Below are 17,534 nucleotides of genomic sequence, written 5' to 3' on the forward strand. Positions count from 1 at the left end.
GAATGTGGATTTACTTCAGGATATTTTCCTGGCTAATGAGTTGGCGCAATTCATCCAGGAGGGTTTTTTCTTGATCTAACAGCACGGTGCGGGGGTCAAACACAACCTGGTCGTTCTCGATTCGGGCTATGATGGGAAGTGGACGGTTACGTAGCCATTTCAGCACTCGGGTGGGGGATTTTACTGGGAGGCTGAGCAGGTGGGTGGGCAATGTTTCGCCTGGCAGACTGCCCCCGCCAACAGTTGAGTACCCAGGGGTCACGAAGCCTGCATCAAGCTCGGCTTGCCAGTGCTCTGCTCTTTCTTTCAGGACCTCGCTAGATTGGGAAATCATCTGCCAGATGGGGATTGCATGCTCCCAATCGCCCCTCAAATAGTGTATCAACGTAGCAGAAAGGGCAGCCAGGGTGATCTTATCCGCACGTAGGGCACGGGCAAGCGGGTGTCGTTTGATTTTTTCAAGTAGATCCTTTTTACCGACAATGATCCCAGCCTGAGGCCCTCCTAGAAGTTTGTCGCCGGAAAAGCATACCAGATCGGCGCCTGCCGATAGGGATTCCTGCACAATTGGTTCATGAGCCAAACAAAATTGAGCCGTATCAATGAGGGCACCCGAACCTATGTCATCCACCAGTGGAATCTGGTAGCGATGGGCCAGTTCTGCCAGTGCAGGGAGAGGAGGTTCTTCGGTGAAACCAATAATGCGGAAATTAGAATGGTGAGCGTGTAAGATCACGGCGGCTCCAGAATCACGCAGCGCGTTCTCGTAATCCTCAATACGAGTGCGATTGGTGGTGCCCACCTCGAGCAAGCGTGCCCTGGATTGGAGCAGTACCTCGGGGATGCGAAAACCGCCCCCAATTTCAATGAGTTGTGAGCGAGCAATGAGGACATTACGTCGTGCGGCTAAGGAACTGAGAACCAGTAATACCGCAGCAGCATTATTGTTGACGACCAAAGCGTCTTCGGCATCGGTTAGTTGGGTTAGCAATTGGGCGGCATGGTGACTGCGAGTGCCTCGCCGTCCCTCGTCGAGATCGTATTCCAAGTTGCAATAACCTTGGGCGGTTTCGAAAATTGCCTGAAGTGCGCTTTGACTCAGTGGGGCACGTCCCAGATTGGTATGTAGAATAACTCCTGTCGCATTGATCACTGGCTTGAGGGAAAGGGCAAACCAGGCGTTCAGCAGGCTCTGAGAGTGTGTAAAAATGAGCTCAGGGGTAACCTCAATCTCTTGTCCCTGCACGAGCCTGGCACGCAATGTGCTCAGGGTTTCTCGTAGAGCTTTCAGGGTCATAGGGCGGCCAAAGGATTCGATGAGCGCGGTGGCCGCTGGAAGGCGAAGAAGTTGATCAACAGATGGAATCTGGCGCAAATCAGGATTCATGAGGGGTGTTATGAGGGCGCCATTGAGCGCGTTCGATCAGACGTAACGAGAGTTCAAGGATTAGGATTCCCAAACATAAAAGCATACCAAGCGTCAGGCTCAAAACTCGCTCCAACTGCAACCAGGCTAATAGATCAAAGAGGATGCCAGCCCATAAGGCTTCGCGCAGAATGGTCCCGGTTGAGGGTGGGATTTGGGAAGAAAAGCGCCAGTTTAAGAAATATACTGCAGGTAATGCCAACCCGGTAATGCCCAAAGTGCCCAGGAAGAAAAAGAGCCAGCGCGGGAACAGCGTGGGGAGGGTTTGGGTGATCAATAAAGCCAGACCACCCAGCCCCAGGCCGGTAAATAAAACAAATGGGATAAAGAACGAGGAGAAGGGAGGAAAATGTTCGTTGCGAGTCACCTCTTGACCTCCTTTCAAGATTATATCGCACTTATCCGTGCGAATTTAGCCTTGCAAATGGAGAGTTTTGTAGTAGAATTTGCTCCAACAACTGAATAGCCAGAGCCGTTCTCTGGCGCTCATCCAGAGAGGTGGAGGGACCGGCCCGATGAAGCCTCGGCAACCGCTGAGTAACCCAGCAGGTGCCAATTCCGGCAGAGCCCGCGGGAAAGCGGCAACTCTGGAAGATGAGAGCCCGTAAATTGCCATAGAGGCCTCTCCAATCCAGAGAGGTTTTTTTATTAGCGCGAGGAGCCTATGCAGAACTTAAAAAAACACCGTCAATATACCAATCGGCGCTATCTGGATGCCTTGAGTGAAAGGGTGCTCATTTACGATGGGGCAATGGGCACTAACTTGCAAAAGATGAACCTGACCCCTGCCCACTTTGGCGGAGAACGATACGTTGGTTGTAATGATTACCTGGTGATTACCTACCCCCAAGCTATAGAGCAAGTCCACCGCTCGTTTCTGGAAGTGGGTGTGGATGTGATTGAAACCTGCACGTTTCGTTCTAACCGAATTACGCTCAGCGAATACGGACTTCAGGATAAAGTCATTGAGATCAATCGTCGGGCTGCGGCGTTGGCTCGACGGCTGGCGGATGAATACAGCACAACGGCTCATCCGCGTTTTGTCGCGGGTTCGATGGGGCCAACCGGCAAATTGCCGTCTATGGATGACCCTGAACTCTCGAATGTTAGTTTTGATGAACTTGTGGATGTGTTTCGCGAACAGGCGGTGGGGTTGATTCAGGGGGGGGTGGATGTTCTACTAATTGAGACTTCACAAGATATTCTGGAAGTCAAGGCAGCCATTCTCGGGATTCAGAAAGCCTTTGAAGAAACAGGGATTTACCTCCCGATTCAGGCTCAGGTGACCCTGGATACCACTGGACGCATGTTGCTGGGTACGGATATTTCGGCTGTTCTAGCGATCCTGGAAGGTCTGGCGATAGATGTGATTGGCCTGAATTGTTCTACCGGACCAGATTACATGCGGGAACCCATTCGTTACCTGGGAGAACACGCCAGCCTACCGGTCTCGTGCATTCCCAACGCGGGATTACCCCTCAATGTAGACGGGCAGGCGGTTTACCCCCTGGAGCCGGAGCACTTTGCGGATGAACTGGTGGAGTTTGTTGAAAAGTACCACATTAACGTGGTGGGGGGATGCTGTGGTACAACTCCCTCTCACCTCAAGCGCCTGGTTGAACGCCTGGGGAGGCGTCCTGCACCGCCACGCCCAATTCTCAACTTCCCTCAGTTGGCATCGGCGATCCAGGCAATGCCGATGCTTCAGGAACCCAAGCCTTTCCTCATCGGCGAGCGTTTGAATACACAAGGGAGTCAGAAATTCAAGCAATTGATTCTTGAAGAGCGCTACGATGAAATTCTCACCCTGGCGCGTCAGCAGATTAATAGCGGTGCTCATGCGCTTGATATCTGTGTAGCATTAACCGAACGGGGTGATGAAGTAGAGACGATGCGGAAGGTCATCAAACGCCTGGCTCCACTGGTGCGGGTGCCTCTGGTCATTGATACCACTGAGCCTGAGGTGATGGAAGTGGCGCTAAAAACGGCGCCGGGGCGGTGCATGCTCAATTCCACCCACCTGGAGGGCGGACAGGCAAAAGCAGACCGCGTCTTCGAACTGGCTAAACGTTACAACGCGGCCGTAATCGTCTTGACCATTGATGAGAATGGCATGGCCAAAACCGCAGAAGCCAAGCTGGCCGTGGCAAAGCGAATTTATCAAATTGCGGTTGAAGAGCACGGTCTTCGTCCTCAAGACCTGGTATTTGACGCATTGACGTTCACTCTGGCTACCGGGGATCCGGAATTTGCTCGCTCAGCAATTGAAACACTTGAGGGCATTCGTCTGATAAAAGCCGAATTGCCGGGTGTGCTCACTTCGCTGGGGATTAGCAATGTCTCGTTTGGCTTGGCCCCACGAGCCCGTGCCGTTCTCAACAGCGTAATGCTTTATCACGCTGTACAAGCCGGCCTGGATATGGCAATTGTCAATCCGGCTCACATCAAACCCTATGCTGAAATTCCTGAGGAGGAGCGCCGCCTGGCCGAGGATGTGGTTTTCAATCGCCACCCCGAAGCATTGCAGCGTTTTATTGCTTATATGGAGAGCGCCTCGGGGGAGGAATCGGGAAAGCGAGAGAGTGAGCAGAGCGCCTTGAGTGCAAAATCCGCGGAGGAGCGTTTGCACTGGCGCGTCCTGCATCGGCAAAAGGAAGGGGTTGAAGAGGATATTGATGAAATCATTCACCGTGATTCGCTGCGATCCCAACACGAAGCGGCAATTGAGATTCTCAATACGGTTCTTTTACCGGCTATGAAGGAGGTCGGCGATAAATTCGGTGCTGGTGAGTTGATTTTGCCTTTTGTATTGCAGTCGGCTGAGGTGATGAAAAAGGCAGTAAGCCATCTTGAAAACTATTTAGAACGCAAGGAGGGGGTAAGTAAAGGGCGTCTGGTGCTAGCAACGGTATATGGTGATGTGCATGATATTGGGAAAAACCTGGTCAAAACCATTCTCTCCAACAATGGTTACGAGGTTATTGATCTGGGTAAGCAAGTGCCAGCCGAAACCATCATTTCTAAGGCTGTGGAGGTCCAGGCTGATGCGATTGGCCTGAGTGCTTTGCTGGTCTCAACCAGCCGACAGATGCCCCTTATTGTCAATGAACTGCACCGACGGGGGTTTAAATTCCCGGTGCTGATTGGTGGTGCGGCAATTAACCCCCGCTTTGGGCGGCGGATTTTGCTCACAGAAAGCGGTGAATTCTACGAGCCGGGGGTTTTCTACTGCAAAGACGCGTTTGAGGGGTTGGAGACCATGGATGCGCTCATGGACCCCGAAGCGCGACAACGCTTGCTAGCCCGTATTCGGGCCGAAGCGGAGATGGAACTAGGGCGGCAGGCGTCGCAACTTCCCAGTTCCTCAGGTCGTCGTTCCAGCGTCCCGTTGGCCGAACGCATTCCTCGGCCACCTGTCTGGGGGATTCATGTCGTCAGGCAAATGCCTTTGGAAAGCGTCTTTCAGTGCCTGGCCAAGAATGAACTGTTTCGTCTCTCTTGGGGGGCCAAAAACACCCATGGGGAAGCCTGGGAACGGCTTCAGGCGGACTATGAGGCCCGTCTGGATGCCATGCGGCGGGAAGCCCTCCGGGAAGGCTGGCTCAGGCCGCAAGGAATTTATGGGTATTGGCCAGCCCAATCTGAGGGAGATGATCTCATCATTTACGATCCGGCCAGCGTGCAGGCAGGTTCGCCAGTGGAAATTATGCGTTTCACCTTCCCGCGCCAGAACGGGAGCGAATTTCTCTGCTTAGCCGACTACTTCGCCCCGGTGGATTCGGGGCTAATGGATGTGGTGGCTTTCCAGGTTGTGACGGTTGGACAAGCGGCCAGCGAACGGGTGGAACGCCTTCAGGCTCAGGGATTATACACCGAGGCCTATTTCACCCATGGGCTGGCAGTACAAATGGCGGAAGCAGCCGCTGAGTACCTTCATCGCCACATTCGTCGGGAACTGGGGCTGGCCCCCGATCAGGGCAAGCGGTATTCTTGGGGATACCCCGCCATTCCGGATTTGGCTGATCATCGGAAAGTTTTCGATCTGCTTCCCGCTGAGACGGAATTGGGGATGAGCCTGACCTCTGCTTTTCAGCTAGTGCCCGAGCAATCTACCGCAGCGATTATTGTCCATCATCCCCTGGCCAAATATTTCAATATTGGTGAGAGCCGCATTGAGCAGTTAATGCGGGCAAAAGAAGGATAGGGCAGGATGAAACGAGAGGCCTTTTTAACCTGGCTTGCTTCTCAGGACCGCCCCGTGGTAGCCGATGGGGCGATGGGTACCTTGCTTAATCAACGAGGGGTGAAGTTTGAAGAATGTTTCGATCTGCTGAATCTGCAAAAGCCAAATCTGGTAATGGATATTCACCGCGAGTATTTGGATGCAGGGGCACAGATTATCCTGACCAACACTTTTGGGGCGAATCGGTTTAAACTGATGCAACATGGCCTCGAAGATCAAGTGAGAGTGCTCAACCAAATGGCCGTTGAGGTGGCTCGTCAAGCAGTGGCTGCATCTCCGAATGGGGCGCTGGTTGCGGGTGACGTAGGTCCATTGGGTGTGCGCCTGGCGCCTTTCGGTCGCGTGCAGCCGGAGCAGGCGCGAGCCGCATTTCGTGAACAAATTGAAGCCCTGGTTGCGAAGGGAGTGGATTTACTGGTCATTGAAACAATGGCCGACCTTTATGAGGTCCGTGAGGCAGTACTGGCCGCCAGGGAGGTGGACCCTGATTTACCCGTCGTGGCTTCCGTAACTTTTACCCGGGATGACCGAACGCTTCTGGGAGATGATCCTGTTAGAGTGGCGCGAAGCATTTTTGAGATGGGAGCAGATCTCATCGGGATTAACTGCTCTGGGGGGCCCAATCAGTTATTGCGCATTCTTAAACAGATGCGGGCTGCTGTACCAGAGGGACGCTATTGGGTCAAGCCAAATGCGGGGTGGCCAGAACGCATGGGCGACCGTATTATGTACCCTGCTGCCCCCGATTACTTTGGGGATTACGCAGTGGCGTTTTGGAAAGCGGGCGCCCTCGTTGTGGGGGGGTGTTGTGGAACTACTCCCGAACACATTGCAGCCATGCACCGGAAACTCCAGGATACTGATCTGGCCCAATACGAAAATGGGCTAAGCATTACCCTGGTGGAACGGGAAGAGGGGATCGCAGGAACACAGCAACCAACGGCGCTGGCCCAGCGCTTGGCAGAGGGAAGGTTTGTCATTGCGGCTGAGGTGGATCCGCCGCGCGGCCTTTCAACCCAAAAGTTACTGGCAGGTGTGCACCTTCTGAAAGAGGCGGGGGTGGATGTCATCAATGTTGCCGATAGTCCCATGGCACGCATGCGAATGAGCCCTTGGGCGGTTTGTCGTCTCATTCAGGAAGAGGTGGGTGTGGAGACGGTGCTTCACTTTCCGACGCGAGGACGGAATCTGCTACGTGTTCAAGGGGATCTTCTGGCGGCTCATGCGCTTGGTGTGCGTAATGTGTTTGTAGTCATGGGAGATCCTACGGCGATTGGGGATTATCCCAATGCAATGGATAATTATGATCTGGTGCCATCGGGGTTAATCAAACTCATCAAGCAAGGGTTCAACACCGGTGTGGATCATGCCGGAATGGATATTGGACAGCCCACTTCATTTTTTGTGGGTTGTGCACTCAACCTTAATTCACCTGATCCGGAGAATGAAATTAAGAATCTGCGACGAAAATTACGAGCCGGCGCAGATTTTGTCATGACGCAACCCGTTTTTGACCCGGTGACAGCGCGTGCCTTCCTGGATCGCGTTCATGAAGCGCTTGGGGGGCTTAATGTTCCGGTTCTGGTGGGCATTCTTCCCCTGGTTAGTGAACGACATGCTGCCTTTCTGCACCATGAGGTGCCAGGAATTACCATTCCCCCTGCAGTCCGCCAGCGCATTGCGGCAGGGGGCGAAAAAGCGGCTCGTGTAGGGATTGAAATTGCGATAGAATTAGCCCTGGCAGCGAAATCTTTCGCACAGGGCATTTACTTGATGCCGGCATTTAGCCGTTACGATTACGCTGCCGAAATCATCGAGAACGTGCGGAAAGGCGGTTGATTTTTTTGGCATGCTCTTAACCATTGATGTGGGGAATACCAATCTGACCATTGGTCTTTTTGAAGGCTCCAAACTGGGGGCGCGTTGGCGTCTGGCGACCGATCACGAGCGCATGCCAGATGAATATGGGCTTCAAATGTTGGGGCTTTTGCAGCATGGTGGGTGTTCGCCGGCCCAACTGGATGGCATTTGTGTGGCCTCCGTGGTGCCTCCGCTGACCCCACGTATTTTGCAGGCGTGCCGTAATTATCTTAGCGATAATATCTTGGTGGTGGATGATACGATTGAGACGGGGATCAAGATCCTCTATGAGGACCCCCGTGCAGTTGGGGCCGATCGTATTGCAGATGCAGTTGCCGTGTGTGCTCTCTATGGCGGACCGGCTTGCGTGGTAGACTTCGGAACGGCTACCACTTTTGATGCGATTACGGCAGCAGGCGAGTACCTGGGGGGTGCCATTGCCCCCGGAATCGGCATTGCGGCGGAAGCCTTGTTTGCGCGTACAGCGAAGTTGCCGCGAGTAGACTTGCAAGCCCCACCTTCAGTGATCGGGCGTAATACCATTCACGCGATCCAGGCGGGCCTATTGTATGGGTACGTGGCCCTGGTAGAAGGGATGGTGGAACGTTTTCGACGTGAGTTGGATGCAGAAATGAAGGTGATCGCAACCGGTGGGTTGGCCGAAGTGGTAGCACACCATACCTCTGTGATCCAGTATCTGGCTCCCTGGCTGACCCTGGAGGGGTTGCGAATTCTTTGGGAGAAAAACCGTCCTCGCCATGAGTAATCCAGTAACCAATCGTTGCATTGTTCTGGGGGTGACTGGCTCCATTGCTGCGTATAAAGCGGGAGAGGTTGCTTCCCGTCTGACTCAGTGGGGGGCTAAAGTAGATGTGGTCCTTACCGAAGGGGCCCAGCATTTCATTACTCCCCTCACTTTTCAATCGCTTACTGGGCGGAAGGCTTATACTGACGCTGATTTGTGGGGTGGAGAAGGCCATGTCACTCATGTGGGGCTGGGGCGCAGTGCCGATTTGATTGTGATTGCCCCTGCTACGGCCAACACGCTTTCAAAACTGGCTTATGGCATTGCCGATAATTTACTGGTGCTAACCGTGCTGGCTTCCCAATGCCCGCTGGTGGTAGCGCCGGCCATGGATGCGGGAATGTTCCAGCACCCGGCAACGCAGGCAGCGGTTAGAATTTTAGAAGAGCGAGGGGCGTACTTCGTCGGCCCGGCAGAGGGGCGATTAGCCTCCGGTTTGGTGGGGCGAGGGCGGATGGTTGAGGCGGCTGAAGTGCTGGCAGCGGTGCGCTGGCTATCAGGCCGAAACGGACCTTTGGCAAAGCGCAAGGTGGTCATCACGGCGGGCGGCACCCAGGAACCCATTGATGCTGTACGGGTGATTACCAATCGCTCTTCGGGCAAACAAGGATACGCGTTAGCCCAGGCTGCGCTAGATGTGGGCGCAGATGTGGTTCTGATCACGGCCCCCACGTCTCTTATTCCTCCATATGGAGCAAAGGTGATCAAAGTGCGTACTGCTGCTGAGATGTTAGATGCCGTACTTCAGGAAACTCAGGATGCGGATGTCCTGATTATGGCTGCTGCAGTTGCTGATTTCCGCCCCCGGGTCGCTCAATCACAAAAAATAAAAAAGGAAAGAGAGATCCCCTCTTTGGAACTGGAAGCCACCCCGGACATCCTGGTGGAAGTTGCCGAGCGCCGGGCGCATCTGGGCTACCCGCGCCGGGTGATTGGTTTTGCAGCAGAGAGCGAAGATTTGCTGGCTAATGCCCAGAGTAAACTGCAGCGCAAACGGCTGGATATGATTGTGGCAAACGACATCTCAGCACAGGATGCTGGTTTCGAGGTGGATACCAATCGAGTTACCTTATTGTTCGCAGATGGGCGAATGGAAACTTTGCCTCTGATGGAAAAAGACAAAGTGGCTGAAGCCGTGATTGGGCATTTGATCACGATGCTGATCTGATCAATATAGCGAGTTTGGGGATTATTTTAGATGCGCATACTGATAATCTCAGACATTCATGCCAATCTCCCTGCTCTTGAAGCAGTCTTGCAAGACGCTGGTACTGTAGATGCAGTCTGGTGCCTGGGTGACCTGGTGGATTATGGCCCCGACCCCAACGAATGTGTGGATTTGATCCGACAACAACCCAATCTGATCTGCTTGTTGGGAAATCACGATGCGGCAGTTTTGGGACGTCTGGATCTTTCTTATTTCAACCGCGAGGCTTCGCTCTCGGTGCGTTGGACTCAACAAGCCTTGCGAGAGGATACGCGTCAATTCCTGGAAGGTCTACCTGAGCGTATTGAGGTAGGCACAAGCACTTTGGTCCATGGTAGTCCGCGCAATCCCCTGTGGGAGTACATGTTGGACCTGAGCGTAGTGGCATCAAACTTTGCCTACTTTGATACTTCCTATTGTCTGGTGGGGCATACTCACATCCCGGTGGTTTTTTACTTCAATGGCGAATGGATTGAGTGGGTTATTCCCAAAGATGGCGACACAATAGCCTTGAAAACCCCGGTTATTGCCAACCCCGGTTCAGTTGGGCAGCCGCGCGATCGTGATCCCCGGGCTGCGTATGCTATTTTCGACCCAGAAGCGGGAACCTGGGAATTTCATCGGGTTGTGTACCCGGTTGAGGCTGTTCAGGAGCGCATTTTAAAGGCTGGGCTGCCCACTTATCATGCTCGCCGATTGAGTGAGGGGGTTTAATTTGTATGGGTGGGGAACTTTGGGCGTTCGCTAACGTCTAGAAGATAGAACCTACCAGAGAGGAGAAGATGCCATGCAAAAAAGAAAAGGACGCCCATTCCTGGCGGGAATCGTGCTATTGGGTACGCTATTTTTGGGGGCTTGTGCGCCTAAAAGCATCTCGCCGACCTCAGGGGGAACAGAGGCTTACCCCAAGGACATAATGGCACAGCCCACCATGGCGCCATTACCCGCGGAGAGGATGGCCTATCAAGGTGTCTCAAATGTTTATCAGGAGAGTCTCGCCACCGAGACGGAACGCATGGTCATCCGTTCAGCCGATTTATCAATTGTAGTGGCCAACCCTGGCCAGGCCATGGATGCCATTATTCGTCTGGCGGATGAGATGAAGGGGTTTGTGGTCAGTTCCAGCCTGTATCAAACTCAAACCCCCGAGGGTACCCAGGTGCAGGAGGGAACGATAACGATTCGTGTACCGGCTGAGCGGCTAGAAGAAGCCCTCTCTCGTATTCGGGCCTTAGTCGAAAACCCAGCCACGGATATCCTTTCTCAGAACATTTACGGCAAGGATGTCACGAAGGAATACACCGATTTGCAATCTCGGTTGCGCAATTTGGAAGATGCAGCCGAGCAACTGCAGAAGATCATGGACACGGCTACGAAACCCGAAGAGGTCCTTCAGGTTTACAATGAGTTGCGCCAGGTTAATGAGCAGATTGAGGTTCTAAAGGGGCAAATTAAGTATTATCAAGAATCCGCGGCCATGTCGGCTATTACTGTCACCCTACGGGCGAAGGAGGCGGTTGCGCCAATAACAATTGGGACCTGGAAACCTGAAGGGGTGGCGAGGGATGCCATTCGGGCGTTGATCCGCGCGTACCAGACGCTAGCCAATGCGGTGATTTGGTTAGTCCTATTCTGCTTGCCAGTAGCGTTGCCAATTGGCATCGTCGTCTGGCTGATCTGGATGGGGTTCCGCCGCTGGCGTCGGGGGCGCAGAACTGCTACTAACACTGAAACCACCCCACCTGAGGCCTCATAATTTCAACAAAGCGACCTTATCCCCCTTGCCCGGCAAATCCGCTTGTCGGGCAAGGTTCATTTCCAGGCGACATTGAGCGTAGCGGCTTGAGTGAGGTACACCGGAAAGCGATAGAGGCTGGGGGAGACGGTGCTCCACTGGATTGTTTCTCCTTCCAACCAGGCAGACCGGGGGAATTCGGGTAGATACAGGTATACAGAGCCTGTAGCGGCATGTTGCAAATCCAGACGACAGGTCAGATGTGTCTCTTCGATGTGCCAGGTTCGCGCTTCCAGCCCTTGACTGATGTGGAGGGTACTTCCAACCCAGGCTGGCTGTTCATCGGGAAGGGGAAATGCGGCGAGTAGGGAGATGCCATGCGGGGCCAGGGGGGGAAGTTCCAGTGTTGTGTCATCCTCCCATATATGATGACGATCGGTCCAGAAATCATGTAGCAAATAGGGCTTGGAGGCAGGTAAACGGTAGCGTGAGCGGGTGAGATGGGGCGTAACCGCTTCGTCGCTCCAATTGATAAAAGCAAGGAGATGCCATTCTCCAATGGCCCCGGTCAGATCCAGGCGGATGTGTGCCGGATGATCAGTTTCGAGAAGGTCTAGGACCTCAGGGCGTTCCTCGATTAATGGAAGCAGCACCTGGGCGATCCTTATCCTCTCAATTGGCAAGGTAGTCAAATTATCGGATAGGAGCAGCGACCCTCCACTCAGGGCAATGACACTGGCCAGGGTTTGTACCTCAGGTAGAGTCAGTCGTGTGTCGGGGCGAAGGAGCAAGCAATCGGGGTCGTTGATCCACCAGCGGCGATGCAAAGGCGCTCGGGTGAGCGTGTTGCGAATGGCGTTATGCGCCGCGGGCATGTGGGGCTCGCCCTTGAAAAACCACCGATGCCCCAGGTATTCAGGTTGCCACGAACCACTGATATCGGCCCCGATACGCATTGCGTTAACCAACCCTAGGACGGACCCAAGAGGGGCGCCGCATCCCAGCAAAAACGTCTCAGTTCCGGCGGCTTGCCGTAAGGTTTCCATTCCCCGACGTAGCACCTGTGCCCGCGTCAGGGTGGGCTGGTGGTACCTGCCTGGAAGGGCTGCTGCGTAGAGAAAATCCAATTTCAAGTATGGGAATCCCCAGTCATAAACTGCCGTGTGGACAACCTGAGCCGCATATTCGAGGGCTTGCGGGACGGTAAGATCAAGCGCGGTTGCAAAGGTGTTCCAGACAAAACCGGCATTGACCGGGCGGCCGGAGGGTTTGCGGAGTAGCCATTCGGGATGCTGGCGGGCCAGTTGAGATTGGGGGTGAACGATGAAAGGCGCCAGCCACAAACCGGCTTGCAAGCCTGCCTCTCTGATTTCTTGCGCAAGCGGGGCCACTCCATGGGGGAAAGAGGATTTGAAGGTCAACCAATCTCCGACCTGAGACTCAAAGCCATCGTCAATCTGCACAAGGTCCAGCGGGACCTCAGAGCGCCAGGATTGAACCCGGAGTAGATTTTCGCGGATGTCTTCCTCAGAGATATTCGTGTAGTAGTAATACCATGAGCACCATCCACGAGGACTGGGGGGGAATTCGTCTATCCCATGAACGGCTGCCACAGCCTTCAGGTAGGATTCCAATGGGAATTCAGAGTCGGTGGCGGCAAATGGATAGGCCGCCAACCAGTCAGTTTCCATGCTCTTTCCGGGGGCCAAGCGAGTGTGGTCTCCATTTGCCCAGACCCGGAGATGGGGTTGGGGAGTCGTTGAAAAAACCAGACTACCAAAGTGTTGCTGCTGAGAGAGAAATCCGACTACCAGCCCCACGTTTTCGAAGGGATTTAGCAACATGGTGAAGAAGTCACTGCTAAATTGGCCTCGGCGGTGAAATATTGGGGTCCCCGCATTGAGCACCATGGGATTCTGAAAAGGCCCCAGGCGTGAGCGGGGCATACTTTGTTCGGTGTTCAATGTGCCGGTGTACGACCAGGATTGCCAACCATTGAGATAAAACCTCAATGGTAGTGGCGACGAACCCAACACCAAGGGGTGGGAGGTAACAGGATTACTGCCATCCAAAAGATCAATTTGAGCGATCCAAACCGGGTCTGAGCCTTCGTTGTATAGGCTGAGTTTCCAAAGCCCCCATCTGTGATTATGGGCATTGGCCAGGGTAAGGTTGACCCGCAGTCCGGATTCAGATTGTGAAGCGGTCAGCACTTCAACTGTTTCATTCTCAATTGGAAGTGAGGAATCGCTGGAGATTGCTCTGACAGGCTGAAAATGATCCGGCCTCCAGTGGTAGCGCTTTCCACGGCAATGGAAGTGGATGCCTAAGCAGAAATGGTTTAACTGGACCTGAGAGGGGGCCTCAGTTTGCAGGGAGAAGCGCCCCTCCACAGGGTAGAATTGCCATTTGAAAGGTCCTGGGTAAAACCCCGCCATCGGCCATTTCCCTGGGTCAAATTACAAACGGGGAAGGTAGATCCCGCTTTGCTTCTGATATTTCCCTTTTTTGTCGGCGTAAGACACTTCGCAGACCTCATCGGCCTCAAAGAAGAGCACCTGTGCGATTCCCTCATTGGCGTAGATTTTAGCCGGGAGAGGGGTTGTGTTAGAGATTTCCAGTGTAACGTAGCCTTCCCATTCAGGTTCGAAAGGGGTAACGTTGACGATGATACCACAGCGTGCATAGGTGCTTTTACCAAGGCACACGGTCAAGACATTGCGGGGGATACGGAAATATTCCACTGTACGCCCTAATGCAAAGGAGTTGGGTGGTATCACACACACGTCCCCCTTAAAATCCACCATGGACTTGGGATCGAAATCCTTAGGATCAACCATAGCGCTAAATACGTTGGTAAAGATCTTAAATTCGTCGGCCACACGAATGTCATATCCGTAGGAAGATAAGCCATATGAGATGACCCCCGTGCGCACCTGGTGGTCCACAAACGGCTCAATCATGCCGTGCTCGAGCGCCATCTTGCGAATCCAATGATCCGGTTTCAGACCCATAAATGAGACTCCTCTCAGCAGAAATGATTTTTGCCTGGATTGGCTCCGTGTTCTCTAACTTGAAGACTCAGGTGTTTAGTTGTAGACCTCCACGCTCGCGGAGCAAGAGGCGAACCTCTTGAAATAAGTGCTCGGCCTGCTGTTCTGTGGTATTCAGCCGGTCCAACAAGGGTTGAGCCACGGAGGGTTCCAGAGAGCTGATATTGATTCGCACGTTGTAACCCGCACAGGTGATGGCACTATGGGCCAGCGTAGCGGCTGAGGCGGCATCGGTGATGGCATTCAGGTTACCTAGCGCAACGGTTTGTTGAGCCAGAGACATTACCATAAGGGTTGTTTGGGCTACCTTGAGTGGCACTTCCGCAGCATGGAGGTAGGCGTTTTGAAGGGCTTCCCGTCGGATCATTTCTTGTTCAGGGGTATCTTTGGGAAGCTTAGAGGCAGCCATGACGGCTTCAAACGCTTGTGCGTCCTCCTCAACGGCACTCAACAAAGCGCTGCGCAGTTTTTCGGCTTCTTCCAGGATTTGCCACATTTGAGATTTAACGGATTCATATTTCTTCTTACTGATGGTCAGACGTGCTACCATCGCTACCAGTGCAGCAGCCATTGCACCCGTAAATGCGGCGGCTGAACCCCCACCGGGGGTTGGGGTGGGGGAGGCTAAAGCCTCGAGAAAACTGGTTTCTCTGGGAGGGAGGGGTTCGGTAACCCGAGAACGCATGATCTCACTCAGGCGATTTTCCAGAATTTGGGTGGGTTCAAAGCCATCCAATTGGAGGTACCAGATCGCCGAGTCGTTTAAGGCCTCCTGGGGGATGAGCCCCACTACTTCGCTGTGATGCACGGTCACCCCGTAGTGCTCACTTTCGCGTCGGATCATTTCCATCACCCGAAAAATCGGGGTTTGGCGAAAGTTGGTAAGGTTCATCGAAACCTGGGCCTTGCCCTCAACCAGCACACCCATGGCTTTGACGTAGCGCAGTCCACCGTTTGAAAAACGAATGGCCTTGGCTATTTTTTGAGCGATGGAGGTATCGCTGGTGTTTAGGTACACGTTGAAGGCGATTAGGGGATGGCGAGCGCCAATTACAGTTGCACCTGCTGGACCAACCCGTTGGGGACCAAAGTCGGGCTCACGCTCGGGGTTAGTCTTGATCTCCTCTTTTAGCGCCTCGTATTGGCCTCGACGGATATTTTCCAGGTTGACTCGTTCAGGGCGGGTGGCGGCTTCCTCATAAAGATAAACCGGGATTTGCAGTTCTTCTCCCACTCGCTTGCCCAAACGGCGGGCCATTTCGACGCATTCCTGCATGGTGATGTCTTGAATTGGGACGAAGGGAACGACGTCGGTGGCACCAATACGGGGATGGGCTCCTGTGTGTTGATTCAGGTCAATCAATTCAGCGGCTCGTGCAATAGCACGAAAGGCGGCTTCTTCCACGGCCTGTGGGGGGCCTACAAAGGTGATGACCGTGCGATTGTGGTCATGATCCGAATGGCGATCCAGGATATAAACGTGCGGGACCGATTGAATGGCCTGAACGATAGCTTCAACGACTTCGGGACGGCGAGCCTCGGAAAAATTGGGGATGCACTCGACCAGGGGTTGGGACATAGGTTGCCTCAGCTAATCAGGGATTGCGTATATTATAATCATCGTTAGGCGAGTGGCTTAGCGAAAGGAAGGTGGAAAATGTGCGGTCGTTTTACTTTAACGGTGGATGCTGAACAGCTGGCATTGGCATTTGGTCTGGTTGAAATCCCAAACGGTTGGCAGCCACGCTATAACATTGCTCCTACACAGCCTGTGTTAGGGGTGCGAGAAGTTGAAAATCGCAAGGGGGAATGGATGCGATGGGGTTTAATTCCCTCATGGGCGAAGGATTCAACCATTGGAAATCGCCTGATTAATGCGCGGGCAGAAACATTGGCCGTAAGACCGACTTTTCGTTCTGCTTTCGCCTCCCGGCGTTGCCTGGTTCTAGCCGATGGATTTTATGAATGGCAGAGCACTGGAGGAAAATCACCTTCACAGCCTTTTCTTTTTCGGTTAAAGGACGGAGCGCCGTTTGCATTTGCCGGGTTGTGGGATGTTTGGCGTGCTAGTACAGGTGAGACGGTACTTTCATGCACACTCATTACCTGTCCTGCTAACCCGTTGGTGGGGGAAATTCACGAGCGTATGCCTGTCATTTTAGATCGTGAGGAATGCTGGGAATGGCTGGAGGCCCATACGCTTTCTCACCTGATGAATTTCCTGCGTCCCTACCCGCCCGAAAAGATGGAGGTGATTCCTGTGAGTCGCGCTGTTAACGATCCGACGCTGGATGCTCCTATCTGTATTCAGCCTGTATGACAGGATTTTAAGGCATTCATTGGCTTGACCCGTTGATCTCCTTTGTGGTAGAATTTGGGCGCACTGCCCCCATCGTCTAGGGGACTAGGACGCAGCCCTTTCAAGGCTAAAACGGGGGTTCGAATCCCCCTGGGGGCACAAAATAATCGCCGGTTGGGCGGTTATTTTGCTTTAAAGTGGTGGATGACAAGTATAAACTCTGCTTTCTTAGTTTTTAATGTACTCATAACAGTGCGGAGAGTACCGCGCAGGATGGTTTCCTGAGGCAGAGTGAGATCAAGTGCCAGGGTAATGGGGATTTCACTTCCAAACAAGCGCTCCACCTCTTGAAGTAACGTCATTAGACGGTAAGGGGCGTCCATGAGCACGATTGGCAAGCCAAGGGTTTTGAGTTTTAGGAGAGCCTGCCGGCGCTCTTCTGGCTTTCGAGGTAAAAATCCTCCAAATACGAACTGCTCAATGGGCGTATCAAGCACCGACAAAGCCGCCATGAGCGAGGAGGGGCCTGGGATGGGTTTGACCGTGGCCCCTATGGACACAGCCTGGTGAATCAAAAGCGCACCAGGATCTGAGAAGACCGGAGTTCCACAGTCTGAAATCAAGGCCAGCTGTTGGCCATTTTGTAGTAAAGACACCAGAAATGGAGCCTGTTGCATTTCGTTATGTTCATTAAGAGGGTAAAGGGGCTTGTCGGGAAGGTTAAGGAGGTGCAGCAATCGTTTAGCCTGACGGATTTCCTCACAAACGATCCCATCCACCTGGGTAAGAATCTCAATAGCGCGTAGAGTGATGTCTTTGGGGTGCCCCAGTGGAGTAGCCACAACATAGAGTGTGCCCGGTGATTTCATCGCTTTGATTATACCCATCCTATCGTTGGAAAGGACG

General features: G+C 53.4%; 13 protein-coding genes, 1 tRNA gene and 1 riboswitch. Of the genes, 8 read left to right on the forward strand and 6 right to left on the reverse strand.

Annotated elements, in window-relative coordinates; genetic code table 11:
• Nucleotides 1-10 precede the first annotated feature (10 nt).
• Together selA and SE15_RS04895 are read right to left on the reverse strand one after the other, a co-directional pair.
• Nucleotides 11-1,387: an L-seryl-tRNA(Sec) selenium transferase gene (gene selA / locus SE15_RS04890; protein WP_054520970.1), complete on the reverse strand. Its 1,377-nt coding sequence runs from the start codon at nucleotides 1,385-1,387 to the stop codon at nucleotides 11-13.
• Complete coding sequence (locus SE15_RS04895) at nucleotides 1,377-1,793, reverse strand: hypothetical protein (protein WP_054520971.1); 417 nt, start codon at nucleotides 1,791-1,793, stop codon at nucleotides 1,377-1,379. Before SE15_RS04895 ends, selA begins: the two co-directional genes overlap by 11 nt.
• Nucleotides 1,794-1,909: 116 nt before the next feature.
• Nucleotides 1,910-2,027: riboswitch (SAM riboswitch) on the forward strand.
• A gap of 63 nt (nucleotides 2,028-2,090) precedes the next feature.
• Between SE15_RS04895 and metH the strand changes: the two genes are divergently transcribed.
• The 6 genes from metH to SE15_RS04925 all read left to right on the forward strand — a co-directional run bounded on the left by metH (nucleotide 2,091) and on the right by SE15_RS04925 (nucleotide 11,297).
• Entirely contained in the window at nucleotides 2,091-5,630 is a 3,540-nt protein-coding gene (gene metH, locus SE15_RS04900) for a methionine synthase (RefSeq protein ID WP_054520972.1), read from the forward strand.
• Between the two features lie 6 nt (nucleotides 5,631-5,636).
• On the forward strand, nucleotides 5,637-7,508 hold the full coding sequence (locus tag SE15_RS04905) for a bifunctional homocysteine S-methyltransferase/methylenetetrahydrofolate reductase (protein ID WP_054520973.1): 1,872 nt from the start codon (nucleotides 5,637-5,639) through the stop codon (nucleotides 7,506-7,508).
• A 10-nt stretch (nucleotides 7,509-7,518) separates the two neighbouring features.
• The gene (locus SE15_RS04910; RefSeq protein WP_054520974.1) at nucleotides 7,519-8,295 is read left to right on the forward strand and encodes a type III pantothenate kinase; all 777 of its coding nucleotides are present in this window, start codon (nucleotides 7,519-7,521) and stop codon (nucleotides 8,293-8,295) included.
• On the forward strand, nucleotides 8,288-9,502 hold the full coding sequence (coaBC, locus tag SE15_RS04915; protein WP_054520975.1) for a bifunctional phosphopantothenoylcysteine decarboxylase/phosphopantothenate--cysteine ligase CoaBC: 1,215 nt from the start codon (nucleotides 8,288-8,290) through the stop codon (nucleotides 9,500-9,502). Before SE15_RS04910 ends, coaBC begins: the two co-directional genes overlap by 8 nt.
• Before the next feature lie 30 nt (nucleotides 9,503-9,532).
• Nucleotides 9,533-10,255, forward strand: coding sequence for a metallophosphoesterase family protein (locus SE15_RS04920; RefSeq protein WP_054520976.1), 723 nt, complete (start codon nucleotides 9,533-9,535; stop codon nucleotides 10,253-10,255).
• Between the two features lie 73 nt (nucleotides 10,256-10,328).
• Nucleotides 10,329-11,297, forward strand: a complete 969-nt coding sequence (locus SE15_RS04925; protein WP_054520977.1) for a DUF4349 domain-containing protein — start codon at nucleotides 10,329-10,331, stop codon at nucleotides 11,295-11,297.
• Nucleotides 11,298-11,353: 56 nt separating this feature from the next.
• Here SE15_RS04925 and SE15_RS04930 read toward each other — a convergent pair whose 3' ends face one another.
• The 3 genes from SE15_RS04930 to ftcD form a co-directional block, all read right to left on the reverse strand.
• Nucleotides 11,354-13,489, reverse strand: a complete 2,136-nt coding sequence (locus SE15_RS04930; RefSeq protein ID WP_152965535.1) for a glycoside hydrolase family 36 protein — start codon at nucleotides 13,487-13,489, stop codon at nucleotides 11,354-11,356.
• A 246-nt stretch (nucleotides 13,490-13,735) separates the two neighbouring features.
• A complete protein-coding gene (dcd, locus tag SE15_RS04935) occupies nucleotides 13,736-14,290 on the reverse strand; it encodes a dCTP deaminase (protein WP_054520979.1) in 555 nt (184 codons plus the stop codon).
• 67 nt (nucleotides 14,291-14,357) lie between these two features.
• Nucleotides 14,358-15,908, reverse strand: a complete 1,551-nt coding sequence (gene ftcD / locus SE15_RS14040; protein ID WP_083461703.1) for a glutamate formimidoyltransferase — start codon at nucleotides 15,906-15,908, stop codon at nucleotides 14,358-14,360.
• A gap of 78 nt (nucleotides 15,909-15,986) precedes the next feature.
• Between ftcD and SE15_RS04945 the strand changes: the two genes are divergently transcribed.
• Both SE15_RS04945 and SE15_RS04950 read left to right on the forward strand, forming a co-directional pair.
• Entirely contained in the window at nucleotides 15,987-16,649 is a 663-nt protein-coding gene (locus tag SE15_RS04945) for an SOS response-associated peptidase (protein ID WP_054520980.1), read from the forward strand.
• 65 nt (nucleotides 16,650-16,714) lie between these two features.
• Nucleotides 16,715-16,787, forward strand: a tRNA-Glu gene (locus tag SE15_RS04950).
• 23 nt (nucleotides 16,788-16,810) lie between these two features.
• On the opposite strand, the gene rsmI is transcribed toward SE15_RS04950, so the two are convergent.
• A complete protein-coding gene (gene rsmI, locus SE15_RS04955; RefSeq protein WP_054520981.1) occupies nucleotides 16,811-17,497 on the reverse strand; it encodes a 16S rRNA (cytidine(1402)-2'-O)-methyltransferase in 687 nt (228 codons plus the stop codon).
• Nucleotides 17,498-17,534: the final 37 nt, after the last annotated feature.

The sequence above is a fragment of the Thermanaerothrix daxensis genome (genome assembly GCF_001306145.1).
GTDB lineage: Bacteria > Chloroflexota > Anaerolineae > Anaerolineales > Anaerolineaceae > Thermanaerothrix > Thermanaerothrix daxensis.